This window comes from Streptomyces sp. E-08, from assembly GCF_049913095.1.
Classification (GTDB): Bacteria; Actinomycetota; Actinomycetes; order Streptomycetales; family Streptomycetaceae; genus Streptomyces.
Map to the genome: position 1 here is coordinate 4,857,416 of NZ_CP183971.1, position 18,075 is coordinate 4,875,490.

The 18,075-nt window shown below is 73.3% G+C and carries 16 protein-coding genes; 11 read left to right on the forward strand and 5 right to left on the reverse strand.

Annotation, left to right across the window (positions count from 1 at the left end; translation table 11 throughout):
* The first annotated feature begins 474 nt into the window (after positions 1-474).
* The 5 genes from ACN9MM_RS22460 to ACN9MM_RS22480 are packed head-to-tail and all read left to right on the forward strand — an operon-like array spanning position 475 to position 7,714.
* Positions 475-1,266: a TIGR03084 family metal-binding protein gene (locus tag ACN9MM_RS22460; RefSeq protein ID WP_426365332.1), complete on the forward strand. Its 792-nt coding sequence runs from the start codon at positions 475-477 to the stop codon at positions 1,264-1,266.
* On the forward strand, positions 1,263-3,104 hold the full coding sequence (locus ACN9MM_RS22465) for an acyclic terpene utilization AtuA family protein (RefSeq protein WP_426365333.1): 1,842 nt from the start codon (positions 1,263-1,265) through the stop codon (positions 3,102-3,104). The genes ACN9MM_RS22460 and ACN9MM_RS22465 overlap by 4 nt, the downstream gene beginning before the upstream one ends.
* The gene (locus ACN9MM_RS22470; RefSeq protein ID WP_426365334.1) at positions 3,101-4,699 is read left to right on the forward strand and encodes an acyl-CoA carboxylase subunit beta; all 1,599 of its coding nucleotides are present in this window, start codon (positions 3,101-3,103) and stop codon (positions 4,697-4,699) included. Before ACN9MM_RS22465 ends, ACN9MM_RS22470 begins: the two co-directional genes overlap by 4 nt.
* A gap of 7 nt (positions 4,700-4,706) precedes the next feature.
* Positions 4,707-6,584, forward strand: a complete 1,878-nt coding sequence (locus ACN9MM_RS22475; protein WP_426365335.1) for an acetyl/propionyl/methylcrotonyl-CoA carboxylase subunit alpha — start codon at positions 4,707-4,709, stop codon at positions 6,582-6,584.
* Positions 6,581-7,714: an acyl-CoA dehydrogenase family protein gene (locus ACN9MM_RS22480; RefSeq protein WP_426365336.1), complete on the forward strand. Its 1,134-nt coding sequence runs from the start codon at positions 6,581-6,583 to the stop codon at positions 7,712-7,714. The genes ACN9MM_RS22475 and ACN9MM_RS22480 overlap by 4 nt, the downstream gene beginning before the upstream one ends.
* On the opposite strand, the gene ACN9MM_RS22485 is transcribed toward ACN9MM_RS22480, so the two are convergent.
* Complete coding sequence (locus ACN9MM_RS22485; protein ID WP_426365337.1) at positions 7,672-8,541, reverse strand: sporulation protein; 870 nt, start codon at positions 8,539-8,541, stop codon at positions 7,672-7,674. The two genes, ACN9MM_RS22480 and ACN9MM_RS22485, sit on opposite strands and share 43 nt — an antisense overlap.
* Positions 8,542-8,698: 157 nt before the next feature.
* Between ACN9MM_RS22485 and ACN9MM_RS22490 the strand changes: the two genes are divergently transcribed.
* Genes ACN9MM_RS22490 through ACN9MM_RS22500 form a run of 3 tightly spaced genes read left to right on the forward strand, consistent with a single transcriptional unit; the run spans position 8,699 to position 11,588 of the window.
* On the forward strand, positions 8,699-10,276 hold the full coding sequence (locus ACN9MM_RS22490; RefSeq protein ID WP_426365338.1) for an AMP-binding protein: 1,578 nt from the start codon (positions 8,699-8,701) through the stop codon (positions 10,274-10,276).
* Positions 10,273-11,001: an enoyl-CoA hydratase family protein gene (locus ACN9MM_RS22495; protein WP_426365339.1), complete on the forward strand. Its 729-nt coding sequence runs from the start codon at positions 10,273-10,275 to the stop codon at positions 10,999-11,001. The genes ACN9MM_RS22490 and ACN9MM_RS22495 overlap by 4 nt, the downstream gene beginning before the upstream one ends.
* Complete coding sequence (locus tag ACN9MM_RS22500; RefSeq protein ID WP_426365340.1) at positions 10,989-11,588, forward strand: TetR/AcrR family transcriptional regulator; 600 nt, start codon at positions 10,989-10,991, stop codon at positions 11,586-11,588. Before ACN9MM_RS22495 ends, ACN9MM_RS22500 begins: the two co-directional genes overlap by 13 nt.
* Before the next feature lie 87 nt (positions 11,589-11,675).
* Here ACN9MM_RS22500 and ACN9MM_RS22505 read toward each other — a convergent pair whose 3' ends face one another.
* Entirely contained in the window at positions 11,676-12,713 is a 1,038-nt protein-coding gene (locus ACN9MM_RS22505) for a M4 family metallopeptidase (protein WP_426365341.1), read from the reverse strand.
* A 120-nt stretch (positions 12,714-12,833) separates the two neighbouring features.
* Here ACN9MM_RS22505 and ACN9MM_RS22510 point away from each other — a divergent pair, with 120 nt between their 5' ends.
* Positions 12,834-12,956: a hypothetical protein gene (locus ACN9MM_RS22510; protein WP_426365342.1), complete on the forward strand. Its 123-nt coding sequence runs from the start codon at positions 12,834-12,836 to the stop codon at positions 12,954-12,956.
* 124 nt (positions 12,957-13,080) lie between these two features.
* Positions 13,081-14,121, forward strand: a complete 1,041-nt coding sequence (locus ACN9MM_RS22515; protein ID WP_426365343.1) for an isopenicillin N synthase family dioxygenase — start codon at positions 13,081-13,083, stop codon at positions 14,119-14,121.
* A gap of 102 nt (positions 14,122-14,223) precedes the next feature.
* On the opposite strand, the gene ACN9MM_RS22520 is transcribed toward ACN9MM_RS22515, so the two are convergent.
* A complete protein-coding gene (locus ACN9MM_RS22520; protein ID WP_426365344.1) occupies positions 14,224-15,324 on the reverse strand; it encodes a citrate synthase 2 in 1,101 nt (366 codons plus the stop codon).
* 222 nt (positions 15,325-15,546) lie between these two features.
* Between ACN9MM_RS22520 and pdxH the strand changes: the two genes are divergently transcribed.
* A complete protein-coding gene (pdxH, locus tag ACN9MM_RS22525) occupies positions 15,547-16,176 on the forward strand; it encodes a pyridoxamine 5'-phosphate oxidase (RefSeq protein ID WP_426368802.1) in 630 nt (209 codons plus the stop codon).
* 260 nt (positions 16,177-16,436) lie between these two features.
* Here pdxH and ACN9MM_RS22530 read toward each other — a convergent pair whose 3' ends face one another.
* A complete protein-coding gene (locus ACN9MM_RS22530; RefSeq protein ID WP_426365345.1) occupies positions 16,437-16,844 on the reverse strand; it encodes a hypothetical protein in 408 nt (135 codons plus the stop codon).
* A 20-nt stretch (positions 16,845-16,864) separates the two neighbouring features.
* The gene (gene iscB / locus ACN9MM_RS22535) at positions 16,865-17,998 is read right to left on the reverse strand and encodes an RNA-guided endonuclease IscB (RefSeq protein ID WP_426365346.1); all 1,134 of its coding nucleotides are present in this window, start codon (positions 17,996-17,998) and stop codon (positions 16,865-16,867) included.
* Positions 17,999-18,075: the final 77 nt, after the last annotated feature.

Here is an 18,075-nt window from a genome sequence, read left to right on the forward strand (position 1 = left end):
CCGCGCCGTGGTCGGGCGGTGCCCCGCTGCCGTGTGCGCCCGTGCCCGGGCGGGCCGTCGCCCGCTGCCCGTGTGGGCAATCGTCCCGCTGGGGCGGGACGGGTGGGCACACGGGACGGCGCCCTTCGCGGGCGCCTCCGCTCCCTGTGCCTGGACCCGCACCCCTTGCTCGGTGCGCAACGGGTGCGGGCCAGGGCGCGTAAGCCTCTGGCGCCGGCAGGGGCGCCGTTCCGTTGTGCCCACCCTCCCCCAAGCTCTCGGCTTCGCTCGAGCAGGGGGGACCCCCATCGCCCCGGCGGAACGCATGCCCACAACGGGGGTGGGCACGGGCCCGCAACGGGCCCGGCGCGGCCCGCGGCCGCGGGCGCCGCCCCGGAGGCAAAACTAAAGCAAGCACGCTTGATTGTTTCTGGTCTCGCTGGCATGCTCCTCGTCGAAGGCCCGTGACCGCCCGTCCCCCGAGGGGAGCGCACCGTGTCCGACCCCGTCGTCGTCCTCGGCGACCTGCGCGACGAGAGTGCAGAACTCGACCGTCTCGTCGCAGAGTTGAGCGAGGAGCAGTGGGGCGCCCCGACCCCCGCGCCCGGCTGGACCATCGCCCACCAGATCGCCCACCTCGCCTGGACCGACCGGGCCGCCCTCCTCGCCGCCACCGACGCCGAGGCCTTCGCGGCCGAGACCGAGAAGGCCCTCGCCGCCCCCGACCGTTTCGTCGACGAGGGTGCCGAGGAGGGCGCGAAGCTGCCGGCCGCCGAGCTCCTCGCCCGCTGGCGCACCGGCCGCGAGCAGCTCCAGGAGGCCCTGCGCGCGGTCCCGCCCGGGGTCAGGTTCCCCTGGTACGGGCCGCCGATGAGCGCCCAGGCGATGGCCACCGCACGGCTGATGGAGACGTGGGCGCACGGCCAGGACGTCGCCGACGCCCTGGGGGTCGTCCGGACGCCCACCGCCCGGCTCCGGCACGTCGCCTGGATCGGCCACCGGGCCCGCGACTACGCCTACCTGGTACGGGGCGTCCCGGCGCCCGCCGAACCCTTCCGGGTCGAACTCGCCGCCCCCGACGGCACGTTGTGGACGTACGGCCCCGAGGGCGCCGCCCAGCGGGTCACCGGTCCGGCCCTCGACTTCTGCCTCCTCGTCACCCAGCGTCTCCACCGTGACGACACGGCCCTGGTCGCGGAGGGCGAGGACGCGGAGCGCTGGCTCGGCATCGCCCAGGCCTTCGCGGGCCCGGCGGGTGCGGGCCGCGCCCCCGAGGAGGCCCGGTGACCCTCCGTATCGGCAACGCCTCCGGCTTCTACGGCGACCGTTTCGACGCCGTCCGCGAGATGCTCACCGGCGGCGAACTCGACGTCCTCACCGGCGACTACCTCGCCGAGCTGACGATGCTCATCCTCGGCCGCGACCAGCTCAAGGACCCGACGGCCGGGTACGCCAAGACCTTCCTGCGGCAGATGGAGGAGGGCCTCGGCCTCGCCCACGAGCGCGGGGTCCGGATCGTCACCAACGCGGGCGGGCTCAACCCCGCCGGGCTCGCCGACGCCCTGCGCGCCCTCGCCGCGAAGCTCGGCGTGCCGACCCGGATCGCCCACGTCGAGGGCGACCGGCTGCCCGCCGGGGACGGCGTTCTCGCCGCCAACGCGTACCTCGGCGGCGCCGGCATCGCCGCCTGCCTCGCCGCAGGCGCCGACGTCGTCGTCACCGGCCGGGTCACCGACGCCGCCCTCGTCACCGGGCCCGCGCAGTGGCACTTCGGCTGGGGCCCGGAGGCGTACGACGAGCTGGCGGGCGCGGTCGTCGCCGGGCACGTCCTGGAGTGCGGCACCCAGGCCACCGGCGGCAACTACGCCTTCTTCCGGGGCCATGACGTGCGCCGCCCCGGCTTCCCCGTCGCCGAACTCCACGCCGACGGCAGCGCGGTCATCACCAAGCACCCCGGCACCGGCGGCCTCGTCGACACCGGTACGGTCACCGCCCAGCTCCTCTACGAGACCGCCGGCGCCCGCTACCCCGGCCCCGACGTGACCGCCCGGCTCGACACCGTCCGCCTGACCCAGGAGGGCCCGGACCGGGTCCGGATCGACGGCGTCCGGGGAGAGGCCCCGCCCCCGACCCTCAAGGTCGGCCTCAGCAGGCTCGGCGGCTTCCGCAACGAGGTCGTCTTCGTCCTCACCGGCCTCGACGTCGAGGCCAAGGCGGCGCTCCTCCGGGAGCAGGTCCACGACGCCCTCGCGAAGCACCCGCCCGCGGAGATCCGCTGGGACCTCGCCCGCACCGACCGTCCCGACGCCCCCACCGAGGAGACCGCGAGCGCCCTGCTCCGGCTCGTCGTCCGCGACCGCGACCCGGAGAAGGTCGGCCGTGCCGTCACCGGGGCCGCGATCGAGCTGGCGCTCGCGAGCTACCCCGGATTCCACGTCACCGCCCCGCCCGGCAAGGGCGCCCCCTACGGGGTGTGCGAGACGGCGTACGCACCGGCGGGCGAGGTCCCGCACACGGCGGTCCTCCCCGACGGGACCCGCCGGGAACTCCCCGTACCCCCGGGGACCCTCGGCCTGGAGCCCGTACCCGACCCGGACCTTCCGCCGCCGCTCCCCGAGGGGCCGACCCGGAGGGCGCCCCTCGGCCGGATCGCCGGGGCCCGCAGCGGCGACAAGGGCGGCGACGCGAACGTCGGCGTGTGGGTCCGCACGGAGGAGGAGTGGCGCTGGCTGGCCCACACCCTCACGGTGGAGAGGTTCAGAGAACTCCTGCCGGAGACCGCCGCGTTGGAGGTCACCCGGCACCTCCTCCCCAACCTCCGCGCGCTGAACTTCACGATCGCCGGGATTCTCGGCCAGGGCGTCGCATCGCAGGCCCGCTTCGACCCCCAGGCCAAGGCCCTCGGCGAATGGCTCCGCTCCCGCCACGTGGACGTACCGGAGGCCCTGCTGCCCGACGCCCCGCCGGCCGAGCCGTCCGACGCGCCGACCGCCGAGCCGTCCGACGCCCCGACCACTCGTCTGCCCGACGTACCGGAGGCCCTGCTGCCCGACGTACCGGAGGCCCCGCTGCCCCACCCCCCGGCCGCCACCCTTCCGTCCGACGTCCCGGAGGAACTCCAGTGACCGTCCTCGCCTCCGCCCTCGACACCGGCGGATCCGACCACGCCTCCCACCGCGCGGCCATGCTGGACAAGCTCGCCGCGCTCGACGCCGAGCACGCCAAGGCCCTCGCGGGCGGCGGCGAGAAGTACACGGCCCGGCACCGGGCGCGCGGCAAGCTCCTCGCCCGCGAGCGCATCGAGCTGCTCGTCGACCCCGACAGCCCGTTCCTGGAGCTGTCGCCGCTCGCGGCCTGGGGCAGCGACTACACCGTGGGCGCCTCGCTCGTCACCGGCATCGGGGTCGTCGAGGGCGTGGAGTGCCTGATCACGGCCAACGACCCGACCGTGCGCGGCGGCGCCTCCAACCCCTGGACGCTGAAGAAGGCCCTGCGCGCCAACGAGATCGCGTACGCCAACCGGCTGCCCGTCATCTCGCTCGTCGAGTCCGGCGGCGCCGACCTGCCGTCCCAGAAGGAGATCTTCATCCCTGGCGGGGCGCTCTTCCGGGACCTCACCCGTCTCTCCGCCGCCGGCATCCCCACCGTCGCCGTGGTCTTCGGGAACTCGACGGCGGGCGGCGCGTACGTCCCCGGCATGTCCGACCACGCCGTGATGATCAGGGAGCGGTCGAAGGTCTTCCTCGGCGGCCCGCCGCTCGTGAAGATGGCGACGGGGGAGGAGAGCGACGACGAGTCCCTCGGCGGCGCCGAGATGCACGCGCGGACCTCCGGGCTGGCCGACCACTACGCCGTCGACGAGGCCGACGCGATCCGCCAGGCCCGCCGGATCGTCGCCCGCCTCAACCACCGCAAGCACCACGCGGACCCCGGACCGGCCGAACCCCCGAAGTACGACCCGGAGGAGCTGCTCGGGATCGTCCCCGGCGACCTCAAGACCCCCTTCGACCCGCGCGAGGTGATCGCCCGGATCGTCGACGGCTCGGACTTCGACGAGTTCAAGCCGCTGTACGGGACCTCGCTGACCACGGGCTGGGCGCGGCTGCACGGCTACCCGGTCGGGATCCTCGCCAACGCGCAGGGTGTCCTCTTCTCCGCCGAGTCGCAGAAGGCGGCCCAGTTCATCCAGCTCGCCAACCAGCGCGACATCCCGCTGGTCTTCCTCCACAACACCACCGGCTACATGGTCGGCAAGGAGTACGAGCAGGGCGGCATCATCAAGCACGGCGCCATGATGATCAACGCGGTGTCGAACTCGAAGGTCCCCCACCTCTCGGTCCTGATGGGCGCCTCGTACGGCGCCGGGCACTACGGCATGTGCGGCCGGGCGTACGACCCGCGTTTCCTCTTCGCCTGGCCGAGCGCCAAGTCCGCCGTCATGGGGCCGCAGCAGCTCGCCGGCGTCCTGTCGATCGTGGCCCGCGCGAGCGCCGCCGCGAAGGGGCAGCCGTACGACGACGAGGCCGACGCCGGTCTGCGCGCCCTGGTGGAGGCGCAGATCGAGTCCGAGTCGCTGCCGATGTTCCTGTCCGGCCGGCTCTACGACGACGGCGTCATCGACCCCCGCGACACCCGCACGGTCCTCGGGCTGTGCCTCTCCGCGATCCACACGGCACCGGTCGAGGGCGCGCGCGGCGGCTTCGGCGTCTTCCGAATGTGAGGCACTGATGATTCTGACCGTACTGGTCGCGAACCGGGGCGAGATCGCCTGCCGGGTCTTCCGCACCTGCCGTGAGCTGGGCATCTCCACCGTCGCCGTGTACTCCGACGCGGACGCGGGCGCACTGCACGTCCGCGAGGCCGACGCGGCGGTGCGGCTGCCGGGGGCCGCGCCCTCGGAGACGTACCTGCGCGGCGACCTGGTGGTGCGGGCGGCGCTCGCGGCGGGCGCCGACGCCGTGCACCCCGGCTACGGCTTCCTCTCCGAGAACGCCGACTTCGCGCGCGCCGTGACCGACGCGGGCCTGATCTGGATCGGCCCGCCGCCGGCGGCGATCGAGGCGATGGCGTCGAAGACCCGCGCGAAGGAGCTCCTCGGCATCGCGCCGCTGCGCGCGGAGGACGTCACGGGGGCCGACCTGCCCGTCCTGGTGAAGGCGGCGGCGGGCGGCGGCGGCCGCGGCATGCGGATCGTCCGCGAACTGGACGCTCTGGAAGGGGAGTTGCGGGCTGCCTCGGCGGAGGCGGCGAGCGCGTTCGGTGACGGCGAGGTGTTCGTCGAGCCGTACGTGGAGAACGGCCGGCACGTCGAGGTGCAGCTCCTGTGCGACGCCCACGGCACGGTCTGGGCGCTCGGCACCCGCGACTGCTCCCTCCAGCGCCGGCACCAGAAGGTGATCGAGGAGGCCCCGGCGCCCGGCCTGCCCGCCGCGCTCGAGGCGATCCTCCTCGACACGGCCGTCCGGGCCGCGAAGTCCGTCGGCTACGTCGGCGCGGGCACGGTCGAGTTCCTCGTCGCCCACGGGCGGGCGCACTTCCTGGAGATGAACACCCGCCTCCAGGTCGAGCACCCGGTCACCGAGGAGGTGTACGGCGTCGACCTCGTCGCCCTCCAGCTGGCCGTCGCCGAGGGCCGGGCCCTGCCGCCCGAGCCCCCGGCCCCGCGCGGCCACGCGGTCGAGGCCCGGCTCTACGCCGAGGACCCGGCGCGGGACTGGGCCCCGCAGACGGGCGTCCTGCACCGCTTCGAGACCCCGGCGGGCGTGCGCGTCGACACCGGGTTCGTCTCCGGGGACACGATCGGCGTCCACTACGACCCGATGCTCGCGAAGGTGATCGTCCACGCCGGGACCAGGGAGGAGGCGTTGCGCAGGCTCGCCCACGCCCTGGAGCGGGCCGTCGTGCACGGCCCCGTCACCAACCGGGACCTGCTCGTCGCGTCGCTCCGGCACCCGGAGTACGCGCGGGGGGAAGCCCTCGACACGGGCTTCTACGACCGGAACCTGCCCGCGCTGACCGCGCCCGCGCAGGGCGGGGAGTACGCGGCGGTGGCCGCCGCCCTGGCCGGGGCGGCCGTGGGGAAGGCCCGGTTCGGCGGCTGGCGCAACGTCCGCTCGCAGGACGAGACGAGGACGTACGGCGACCACGAGATCCGCTACCGGCCGGCCAGGGGCGGCGGCTACGAGGTGACGTCCCCGGAGGGCGTACGGGTGGTGGCGGCGGCGCCGGGGCGCGTGAGCCTGGAAGTGGCCGGCGTGGTGCGGCACTTCGAGGTCGCGGCGTACGAGGACACGGTCCACGCCGGAGGGCACCGCCTCGCCGTCCGTCCGCGCTTCACCGACCCCGCCGATCTCCAGGAACCCGGCTCCCTGCTCGCCCCGATGCCCGGCACCGTCGTCCGGGTCGCGGACGGCCTCGCCGTCGGCGACCGGGTCGCCGCCGGACAGCCGCTGCTCTGGCTGGAGGCCATGAAGATGGAGCACCGCGTCATCGCCCCCGCCTCCGGCACGCTCACCGCGCTCCACGCCGCCCCCGGCCGCCAGGTCGAGGTCGGAGCCCTGCTCGCCGTCGTACAGACCGAAGCACAGGAGGAAGTCCCCGCATGAGCACCCTCATCGAGACCGAAGAGCTCACCGCGCTCCGCGCAGCCGTCTCCGCGCTGGGCCACCGGCACGGCCCCGGCTTCGACCGGGCCGAGCTGTGGGCGGAGGCCGGAAAGCTCGGCTACCTGGGCGTGAACCTTCCCGAGGAGTACGGGGGCGGGGGCGGCGGCATGGCCGAGCTGTCGATCGTCCTGGAGGAGGCGGGCGCGGCCGGCGCGCCGCTGCTCATGATGGTCGTCTCGCCCGCGATCTGCGGCACGGTCATCGCCCGCTTCGGCACGGAGGAGCAGAAGCGGACCTGGCTGCCGGGGCTGGCGGACGGGTCGAGGACGATGGCGTTCGGGATCACGGAGCCCGACGCGGGCTCCAACTCGCACCGCATCACCACGACCGCGACCCGCACCGAGGAGGGCTGGGTCCTCAACGGCCGGAAGGTGTTCGTCTCGGGCGTGGACATCGCGGACGCGACCCTGATCGTCGGCCGCACGTCGGACGCCCGCACGGGCAGCCTCAAGCCCTGTCTCTTCATCGTCCCGCGCGACGCGCCCGGTTTCGGGCGACGGCACATCGAGATGGAACTCGACGCGAACGAGAAGCAGTTCGAGCTGACCCTCGACGACGTCCACCTGCCCTTCGAGGCCCTGGTGGGCGACGAGGACGCGGGCCTCCTGCAGCTGTTCGCGGGCCTCAACCCCGAGCGGATCATGACGGCGGCCTTCGCGATCGGCATGGGCCGGTACGCGCTCGCGCAGGCGGTGAAGTACGCGAGGGAACGCCAGGTGTGGAAGGCGCCGATCGGCGCCCACCAGGCCATCGCGCACCCGCTCGCCCAGGCGCACATCGAACTCGAACTGGCCAGGCTGATGATGGCGAAGGCCGCGCACCTCTACGACGCGGGCGACGACATGGGCGCGGGCGAGGCCGCGAACATGGCGAAGTACGCGGCGGCGGAGGCCTGTGTGAGGGCCGTCGACACCTCGGTCCACACGCTCGGCGGCAACGGCCTCACCCGCGAGTTCGGCCTGGCCCGGCTGATCACGGCGGCCCGGGTGGCCCGGATCGCCCCGGTCAGCCGGGAGATGATCCTGAACTACGTCTCCCACCAGACGCTGGGCCTGCCCAAGTCGTACTGAGCGAGCCTGGGGTCCTCGCGCTTCTCGGGCAGGGCGGCGACCTCGTCGATCCACTGCCGGACCTTCGCCTCGAAGTCGACGTGGCCGACCTCGTGGTGGGCGGCCGTGGCGTACGCGCAGGGCGGCTTCTCGTTCCACCTCTTCTGGAAGAGGGCCGCCTTGCGGACGAAGATCTCGCAGCCCACCGCGTTGGCGTGGAAGGTGACCTCCAGGTGCTGCGGGCGGTCCGAGCGGGACACGGCCAGCGTGTCGACGAGGCGGAAGCTCTGCCGCAGGGTGAAGTGGCGCTCGGCGCGCGGGATGTCTCCCAGTTCGTCGATCTGTGCGCTGCCGCAGGCGTAGCCCGCGGCGGCGAAGGCGTCGAGGACGGCTTCGTGGAGCGGCGTCGCGCCGACGCGCAGGGGGTCGCTGTCCGTCCGTTCCTCGATGCCGTCGGCCTCGACCTCGGTGTACGCGGCCAGGCGCACCCCGTCGAGGCGCTTCCCGTGCACCTCGGAGACGGGGGTCTCCCACTTCAGCCGGTACTCGAACGACGCCCGCCGCTCCCCGCCCTTCTCGACGGTGTGCGTGCCGGTCCCCAGGAACAGCGAGAACACGTAGCCTGATTCCGTGTCCACGTCGGCGTTCTTGCCGAGCGCGGGCGACGTGTTGGCGACGAGCTTCACCCGCACGACCCGCACCTGCACGTCGCGTTCGGGCGCGCGCAGCACGACCTCCCCGCGCAGCAGCCCGCCCGGCAGCGCCGGCTCGTCCGGTATGACGGTGTCGACCATCAGCGGAATGCCGCCGCTGTCCCCGCCCTTGCCCCACAGCCTCTTGAACACCATGGGCGCAGGTTAGCGAGGCCGGCCCCGGGCGGTCCGCCCTTTCCGAGAAGCATGCAAGCATGCTTGATTGTTTTCCGGGGTACTGACAGGGTCTCCCCAAGTACCGCCCTCAGCAGCGATCCTGGCGACCACCTTCCACCTCCCCAGGGGGCAACGCATGGTGTTCCACAGCGCGTACGAGCCCGTTTCCGCCGTCTCCCTCCCCATCCACGACGCCGTCCTCGGGCGGGCCGCCGAGTGGGGTGACACGCCCGCCCTGATCGACGGCGCCGGGGAGCTCAGCCTCAGCTACGGGCAGGTCGACGCGTTCCACCGGCGCGTCGCCGCCGGGCTCGCCGGGGCCGGGGTGCGGAAGGGGGACGTGCTCGCCCTGCACAGTCCCAACACCGTGCTCTTCCCGGTCGCCTTCTACGCCGCCACCCGCGCCGGCGCCTCCGTCACCACCGTGCACCCGCTCGCCACGCCCGAGGAGTTCGCGAAGCAGCTGAGGGACTCGTCCGCGCGGTGGATCGTGACCGTCTCCCCGCTGCTCGCCTCCGCCCGCGCGGCCGCCGAACTCGCCGGCGGGATCGCGGAGATCTTCGTCTGCGACCGGGCCGAGGAGAGCGAGGGCGTCCGGTCGCTCCAGGACTTCCTCGGCTCCACCGACCCCGTGCCCGAGATCGACATCGACCCCGGCCGGGACGTCGCCGCCCTCCCGTACTCCTCCGGCACCACCGGCGTCCCCAAGGGCGTCATGCTCACCCACGCCTCCATCGCCACCAACCTCGCCCAGCTGACGCCGGTCATCCCCATGGGGCCGGGCGACCGCATCCTGGCCGTGCTGCCGTTCTTCCACATCTACGGGCTCACCGCCCTCATGAACGCCCCCCTCCGCTCCGGCGCCACCGTCGTCGTCCTGCCCCGCTTCGACCTCGACACCTTCCTCGGCGCCATCCAGAAGCACCGCATCAACGGCCTCTACGTGGCCCCGCCGATCGTCCTCGCCCTCGCCAAGCACCCGGCCGTCGCCGACTACGACCTGTCCTCCCTGGAGTACATCGTCAGCGCCGCCGCCCCCCTCGACGCCGCCCTCGCCGCGGCCTGCTCGGCGCGGCTCGGCCTCCCGCCGGTCAGCCAGGCGTACGGCATGACGGAACTGTCCCCGGGCACCCACGTCGTCCCGCTCGACGCCCCCGCGCCCCCGCCCGGCACCGTCGGCAGGCTGCTGCCCTCCACCGAGATGCGGATCCTCTCCCTCGACGACCCCGCGAAGGACGCCGCTCCGGGCGAGGAGGGCGAGATCGCCATCCGCGGCCCGCAGGTCATGAAGGGCTATCTCGGGCGGCCCGACGCCACCGCCGCCATGATCGACGCCGACGGCTGGGTGCACACCGGCGACGTCGGCCGCGTCGACGAGGACGGCTGGCTCTTCGTCGTCGACCGCGTCAAGGAACTCATCAAGTACAAGGGCTTCCAGGTCGCCCCCGCCGAACTCGAAGCGCTGCTCCTCACCCACGAGGGCATCGCCGACGCCGCCGTCATCGGCGTCACCGACACGGACGGCACCGAGATCCCCAAGGCCTTCGTCGTCCGCCAGCCCACCGCGCCCGGCCTCACCGCCGAGGAGGTCGTCGCGCACGTCGCCGCGCGCGTCTCCCCGTACAAGAAGGTCCGCAGCGTGGAGTTCATCGACACCGTCCCCCGGGCAGCGTCCGGGAAGATCCTCCGAAGGGAACTGAGGGAGCGCGCATGAGCCTCGTCGACGTCACCGAGGAGCGGGGCATCACCACGCTCGCCCTGAACTCCCCGGCCACCCGCAACGCGCTCTCCGCGCCGCTCGTCACCGAGCTCGCCGACGCGCTCACCGCCTGCGGCAAGGACCCCGCGGTCCGCGCGGTCGTCCTCGGCCACACCGGCTCCACGTTCAGCGCGGGCGCCGACCTGAAGGCCCCGCCCAGCCCGTACGCCTTCGTCGACCTGCTCCGGCAGATCGTCGAGCTGCCCAAGCCGGTCGTCGCCCACGTCACCGCCGGCAGCCACACCCGCGCCGGCGGCCTCGGCCTGCTCGGCGCCGCCGACATCGTGGTGGCGGGGGAGGGGGCCGACTTCGCCCTCACCGAGGTACGGATCGGGGTCGCGCCCGCCGTCGTCTCCCTCACCCTGCTCCCCCGGCTGGAACCGCGCGCCACTGCCCGGCACTACCTGACGGGCGAGCGCTTCGGCGTCCCCGAGGCGGTCGCCATGGGCCTGGTGACGGCCGGCGACGAGGAGCTCCCCGGCATCCTCGACTCCCTCCGCGCCGCCTCCCCGCAGGGCCTGCGCGAGGCGAAACGACTGGTCACCGCTAGAGTCCTGGAGACCTTCGAACGCGACGCGGAGGACCTGGTGCAGAGGTCGGCCACGCTGTTCGCCTCCGCCGAGGCGCGCGAGGGGATGACGGCCTTCCTCGAACGACGGGACCCCGCATGGCGGCTCTGACCGCACCCAAGCCCGACCGGAACCCCAAGCAGGACCGGAGCCGCGCCACCCGGCAGCGGCTCCTGGAGGCCGCCGTGTCCTGCCTGGCCGAGCACGGCTGGGCGGGCTCCACGGTCTCGGCCGTCGCCGAGCGGGCCGGTGTCTCCCGGGGCGCCGCCCAGCACCACTTCCCCACCCGCGAGGACCTGTTCACCGCTGCCGTCGAGTACGTCGCGGAGGAGCGCTCACAGGCCCTGCGGGCGGTCCGTACGGACGACCGCGAGCAGGCCGTCGCCGCCCTCGTCGGCCTCTACACCGGGCCCCTCTTCCGGGCCGCGCTCCACCTGTGGGTCGCGGCCTCCGGCGAGGAGCAGCTCCGCGAGCGGGTCACCGAGCTGGAGGCCCGCGTCGGCCGCGAGTCCCATCGCATCGCCGTCGAGGTCCTGGGCGCCGACGAGTCCCGCCCGGGCGTCCGCGAGACCGTCCAGGGCCTCCTGGACATGGCCCGCGGCCTGGGCCTCGCCACCCTCCTGACGGACGACCGCGCCCGCCGGGAACGGGTCGTGTCCCAGTGGGCGCGGCTGGTGAACGAGGCGCTGAGCGACTAGACGCCCGGAGGCGCCCAGGCGCCCGGGAGCGGCCAGGCGCCGGGAGTGGCCAGACCCGCGGGGAGTGGCCAGACGCCCGGGGAGTGGCTAGACGCCCGGGATCGCGCGGGCCCGGAAGGCGTCCCGTACGGCCGCCGCGGCCTGCGTCCCGTACATCTTCTGCGCGGTCGCGACCGTCGTCAGGGCCGCGTCCCGGAAGCTCGTGTCGGCGGCGAAGCCGAACTGCGCGTTCACGATGATCCGGTCGGCGGTGCGGGCACCCAGCTTGTTCCGGATGTCGAACAGGGCCCGGGACCAGATCTCGCCGTCCGCGTGGACCTCGCCCTCCCGGTCCGCGTAGGTCTTGGTGCCGTCGATCCGGCGCAGGCAGTGCGGGGCCGCGCTGTAGCCGGTGGAGTCCCAGTCGCCGACGCACGCCAGGTCGGCCCTCATCGGCCAGCCGTACCGGGCGACCGCGTTCGTGCCGACCTCCACGGCAAGGTAGTCGCCGAACGCCTCGCCGATCGCGCCGGCCTCCGGGGAGCCGCCGAAGCCGGGCACCTGCGCCTCGTGCACCGCGTGACCGTACTCGTGGACGATCACCTCGGCGTCCTCGGCGTCGTCCACCCCGCCCTTGCCGAAGCGGATCTCGTCCTTCTTGTCGGTGAAGAAGGAGTTGTCGGCGCCCCACTGGTTGAGACGGACCGGCTGCACCCGGTCGTTCGCCCCGCGCAGCTCGCTGCCGAAACCGAGGCCCTGGAGGTACTCCTGCGCCTCGTTGACCCAGAAGTACGCCATGACCTGCTCGAACCCGTCGTCGGAGCGGTCGAACGTGCCGGCGTCGGCGGCCTTCGCGGGCTTGCCGGTCTCGGAGCGGACGGCGACCCACCTCCCGGACAGGGCGCCGCTCGCGTCGAGGTTGCGCAGGGCGGCGGAGGCGTACGCGGAGGCGGGGACGTCGCTCGCCGCGTCCTTGTGGTCGGCGAGGGACTGGTCGCCCGAGGACTGGACCGGGTTCACCATGAAGACGCGGGCCTGCGGCGGCGCTGCGGCGGAGGCTCCCACGGACGGGAGCAGCGCCGCGGTGGCGGCGGCCACGGTGACGGCGGCCGCGGCGACCGGGCCACGAGAGGTGCGGCGGGTCATGGACATCCTCCTGCGATGGGATGCTGCGACGAGAAAGTTGGCGTGTACTCAACACGCATGGCGGCGATCTTCGCGCACACGCGCCACTTTGAACAGACTTTGAGCCATCCCCGCCAGGAGGTGACGCGCACCACAGTCGACCGCTCCCCGCCGCAGTACGCTGACTCCATGCTCCTGCTCGTACGCCGCCGCCACGTGGACTTCGTCCGCGTCACGAGCATGAGCTGTCGCCGCTCCGCCTGACCTTCCGGGGTACCACTCCACACCCCTGCGGTCCCTCGTCCGAGCCCCAGCCGACCGGCACCCGTGGCCCCCGCCCCACCCTTGGCGGCCGCCCCGGGCACCCGTACACCCCGCGGATGCACACATGACGAACAGCTCCTACCCCTCGCAGCTCCCGATCGTCGATCTCTCGGCGGCCGACCGGGATCCCCAGGCCCGGAAGCTGCTCCACGCGCAGCTCCACTCGGCCGCCCACGACGTGGGCTTCTTCCAGCTCATAGGGCACGGCATCACCGAGGCCGAGACCCAGGCCCTCACCTCGGCCATGCACGCCTTCTTCGCCCTGCCCGAGGCCGACCGGCTCGCCCTCGACAACATCAACTCGCCGCACTTCCGCGGCTACACGCGCATCGGCGACGAGCGCACCGCGGGCGCCCGCGACTGGCGCGACCAGCTCGACATCGGCGCCGAGCGCCCCGCGCGCGAGCCCGCGCCCTGGGAAGCCCCGTACTGGTGGCTCGAAGGCCCCAACCAGTGGCCCGCCGCCCTGCCCGCGCTCCGCACCGCCGCCCTGCACTGGATCGACCGCCTCAGCGGCGTCGCCGAGCGCCTCCTGCACGAGCTGCTCGCCTCCATCGGCGCGCCCGCGGACTTCTACGACGACATCTTCGGCCCGCGCGCCCACCCGCACCTCAAGCTGGTGCGCTACCCGGGCAGCAGCGGCGAGGGCGACGACCAGGGTGTCGGCGCGCACAAGGACTACGGCTTCCTCACCCTGCTGCTCCAGGACCAGGTCGGCGGGCTCCAGGTGCAGCGCGAGGACGGCGACTTCCACGACGTGCCGCCGCTGCCGGGAGCCTTCGTCGTGAACCTGGGCGAGCTCCTGGAGGTCGCCACGAACGGCTACCTGGTCGCGACGAACCACCGCGTGGTCTCGCCGCCCGGAGCGACGGAACGATTCTCCGTGCCGTTCTTCTACAACCCGCGCCTCGACGCCCGGATCGCGCCGCTGGAGTTCCCGTTCGCGGACCGCGCGCCCGGCGTCACGTCCGACCCGGCCAACCCGCTGTTCGCCGAGTACGGCCGCAACGAACTGAAGGGCAAGCTCCGTGCCCACCCGCTGACGACGGCCCGCCACCACGCGGACCTGCTGCTCGCCCAGGAGCAGCAGGCCCAGCTGGTCTAGCGCTTCTCACGGGCGGGGCGAGGCGGTCCGGAGGGGCCTGGCGGAGCTGTGCGGGCCCGCCAGGCCCCATCCGTTCGAGCCGTCGGCCCCCGGGTGCCGGATCTAGCCGGCGATGTCCCCGTACCCCTCGATCTCGCGCGGGTTCCGCTGACCGGGGCCCGTGTAGCGGGCCGAGGGGCGGACGAGGCGGCCGGTGCGCTTCTGCTCCAGGATGTGCGCGGACCAGCCGGCCGTACGCGCGCACGTGAACATCGACGTGAACATGTGCGCCGGGACCTCGGCGAAGTCCAGGACGATGGCCGCCCAGAACTCGACGTTGGTCGCCAGGACGCGGTCGGGGCGCCGGTTGTGCAGCTCGTCCAGGGCGGCCCTCTCCAGGGCGGCGGCCACCTCGTAACGCGGGGCGTCCAGCTCCTTGGCGGTACGGCGCAGCACGCGCGCGCGGGGGTCCTCGGCGCGGTAGACGCGGTGGCCGAAGCCCATGAGGCGCTCGCCCTTGTCGAGGGCCTGCTTCACCCACGCGGTGGCGTCGCCGGTGCGCTCGATCTCCTCGATCATGCCGAGGACGCGGGAGGGCGCGCCGCCGTGCAGCGGGCCGGACATGGCGCCGACGGCGCCGGAGAGCGAGGCGGCCACGTCGGCGCCGGTGGAGGCGATGACGCGCGCGGTGAACGTGGACGCGTTCATGCCGTGCTCGGCGGCGGAGGTCCAGTAGGCGTCGACGGCCTTGACGTGCTTCGGGTCCGGCTCGCCGCGCCAGCGGATCATGAAGCGCTCGACGACGGACTCGGCCTTGTCGATCTCGCTCTGCGGGACCATCGGGAGGCCCTGGCCGCGCGCGGACTGCGCGACGTACGAGAGGGCCATGACGGCCGCGCGGGCGAGGTCGTCGCGGGCCTGCTCGGCGGAGATGTCGAGGAGCGGTTTGAGGCCCCACACGGGCGCGAGCATCGCGAGCGCGGACTGCACGTCGACCCGGATGTCACCGGAGTGCACGGGGATCGGGAAGGGCTCGGCGGCCGGCAGGCCCGGGTTGAACGCGCCGTCGACGAGCAGGCCCCAGACGTTCCCGAAGGAGACGTGGCCGACGAGGTCCTCGATGTCGACCCCGCGGTAGCGGAGGGCGCCGCCCTCCTTGTCGGGTTCGGCGATCTCCGTCTCGAACGCGACGACTCCCTCGAGCCCGGGTACGAAGTCGGACATGAGGCGGCTCCTCTATCGATGATCGATCAACCGTGTTGGTCGATGGTGGGGAATCAACAGTCATCCAGCCGAAGAGTCTGTACGGTTCCGATGATGCGGGGAAGCGTGACATCCGGCACACTGCGCTGATTCGGCGAGAGAGGGTTAGCGCCCCATAGTGCCGGGCAGACTGGGGCACTGCGGCAGGATGGCCCTGTGACCGACGCCCTGGATCCCGCCGACATGCGCGAGCAGTACCGCACCACGGAGCTGTCCGCGGCCGACCTCGCGCCCGAACCGATCGGCCAGTTCGCCCGCTGGTTCAAGGAGACCGCCGCGAACCCGGCGATCCATGAACCGAACGCGATGATCGTGTCCACCGCGGCCCCCGACGGCCGCCCGTCCTCGCGGACGGTCCTCCTGAAGCACTACGACGAGGCCGGCTTCGTCTTCTTCACCAACTACGAGTCCCGCAAGGGCAAGGAGCTGGCGGCCAACCCGTACGCCTCGCTGCTCTTCCCCTGGCACCCGCTGGCCCGGCAGGTCATCGTGACCGGCCGCGCGGTCCGCGTCGGCCGCGACGAGACGGTCGCGTACTTCCGCACCCGCCCGCACGGCTCCCAGCTCGGCGCCTGGGCCAGCCCCCAGTCCGAGGTGATCCCGTCCCGCATGGACCTCCTGGCCCGCTACGAGGAACTGGCCGCCCGCTACCCGGAACCCGAACAGGTCCCGGTGCCGCCGGAATGGGGCGGCATCCGCGTCGTCCCGGAGACGGTCGAGTTCTGGCAGGGCCACGAGAACCGCCTCCACGACCGCCTGCGCTACGTCCACGAGGAGAACGGCACCTGGCGCGTGGAACGACTGGCCCCCTGACGGTCCCCGGAAACGCAGGCGACCCGTGGGTCTGGTCCCGTCCGCCTAGGTTCGGACAGGAGCCGGCCGGACTTACCGGCGACCCACGGGTCGGGTGACTGCGTCGTTCTTCGGCAGTAGGCCTGCCGGGGTGCACAGAGTGCGACTGGCAGGCCTCAGCCCGCAGTCACCTCGCTGGTCCGGTAAGAAATCACTTCCGGATCACCTCCTTTCATGCGTGACTCACACGTTACGAACTCCGCGCAGGACGCTCAACCGATTTATTCGACGGGTCCCGATTCACTGCGCCAGGCATACGAGAATCCGTCGGCTCGCTGGAGCAGGAGCAGGTTCTCGTGGGGTGCGTTGAACCTCCCGAGGGGCGTGGCGACACTGTGCCGACCCGTACTGCGGACCGACACCCGACCGGTCCACACACCGGCCCACCGGCCGGTCCGGACGGTGGCCCGCACGAGATCGCCGCTCGCGAAACCCTGGTGCCGCTTCCGGCGCGGGCGCACCAGCCGGGGAAAGCCGTAACGGTCCGGAGTGGTGCGGGCGTAGGAACCACGGCCCGTGGCCGAGAAGACGTGTACGCGCGTGACCAGGCGGACGACGGCGTCTCCCGCGCCGGAACCCAGCGGTCCCACGCACAGCGCGTCGAGCGTGTGGGACTTCGCCAGGCCCATGGCACGGCGATTCGCCGAGGTCAGGGACGCGGGCCAGCAACGCACCGGCACGCCCGTCCCTTCCATCCGGAGGAGGAGCTGGGCCTTCGTCGCGTTGATGGCGGCCGCGTCGCCGAGGGGGGGGGCCGCAACCGGCTGAGGACGGTGGCCAGGCGTCCGGGGCGGTGAGCCAGGAACTCCTCCACGGGACGGGCCGCCTTGGCCCGATTACACGGCACACACGCGAGGAGGCGGTTGGCGGGGCGATCGGTGCCTCCACGGGCGCGGGCCCGGATGTGGTCGACGTCGAGCGGGACGCCGAAGGCCCCGCAGTAGGCACAGCTCGAGCCCGACCGGGCACGTGAGCGTGCGGGATCGTCGGAAGCCTCCCTTCCCTCGGCCGTGCTGAGGGCGGGGATGTCGAAAGAATTCTCCTCGACGTGGATCGCGACGACGGGGGCGAACCGGCGAAGACGGGCGACGACGGAGCAGACCGAGTCGACCCGGTGCCGCAGCGAAGGGGCGAGCCAGCCCGGTCGACGTACCCGGTTGGCGAAGCGGGGAGGTCGGTACCTGAGCCGCGCCGTACGGCGTCTGCGTCGGTACCCGGCGCGGCGCACCATCGCCTGGCGGATCTGAGGGCCGCGGTGTCGGAGCTCGATCGCGACCAGCCCCCGCCGGACGGTCGCCGTACGGCCGTCCAGGGACGTCTGTCCCACCGTCTCGGTGAGAGCGAGCCCGGTGCCGCGGGAACCGGGGTCGATCCGCAGCTCGACGCCCGATACCTCGGCGTCGGAGCGTCTGCGGTCCCTCAGCCGAATGGTGAAGGGCGTGCGTCGCGCCACCGCGGCCCGCCCACGGGCCAGCAGGGTGCGTGCGCGTGGAGGATGGCACGGCATGAGCGGAAGCCCGTCCCGGGAGACGACGAACACACGATGGCTGCCGCGTCCGGTCCGCATCCGTGGGGCGTCACCGCCCCTGTTCTCTGCCTGTTCGGCGTGACGCCGACGAGCTCGGGTGCTGCGCCCGCCGGTCTCCCCTCGCCCATGTCCCCGGCCGGTGCCTCGCGTCTCCGCGACGTGTCCGCGCGCCGTTTCGTCCCTGCTCCCAGGGGTGTCTGCACGCGTGGATTCCAGAGCAGGCTGCTGAGGAAGCACAGCCTGGTGGGTCTTCATGACTGGGGCTGGTCACTCCGATTCCACCAGGGAGTCCGGCAGGCGCCGGGGAGCGAGTGACCTCACGAGTCCGTGCG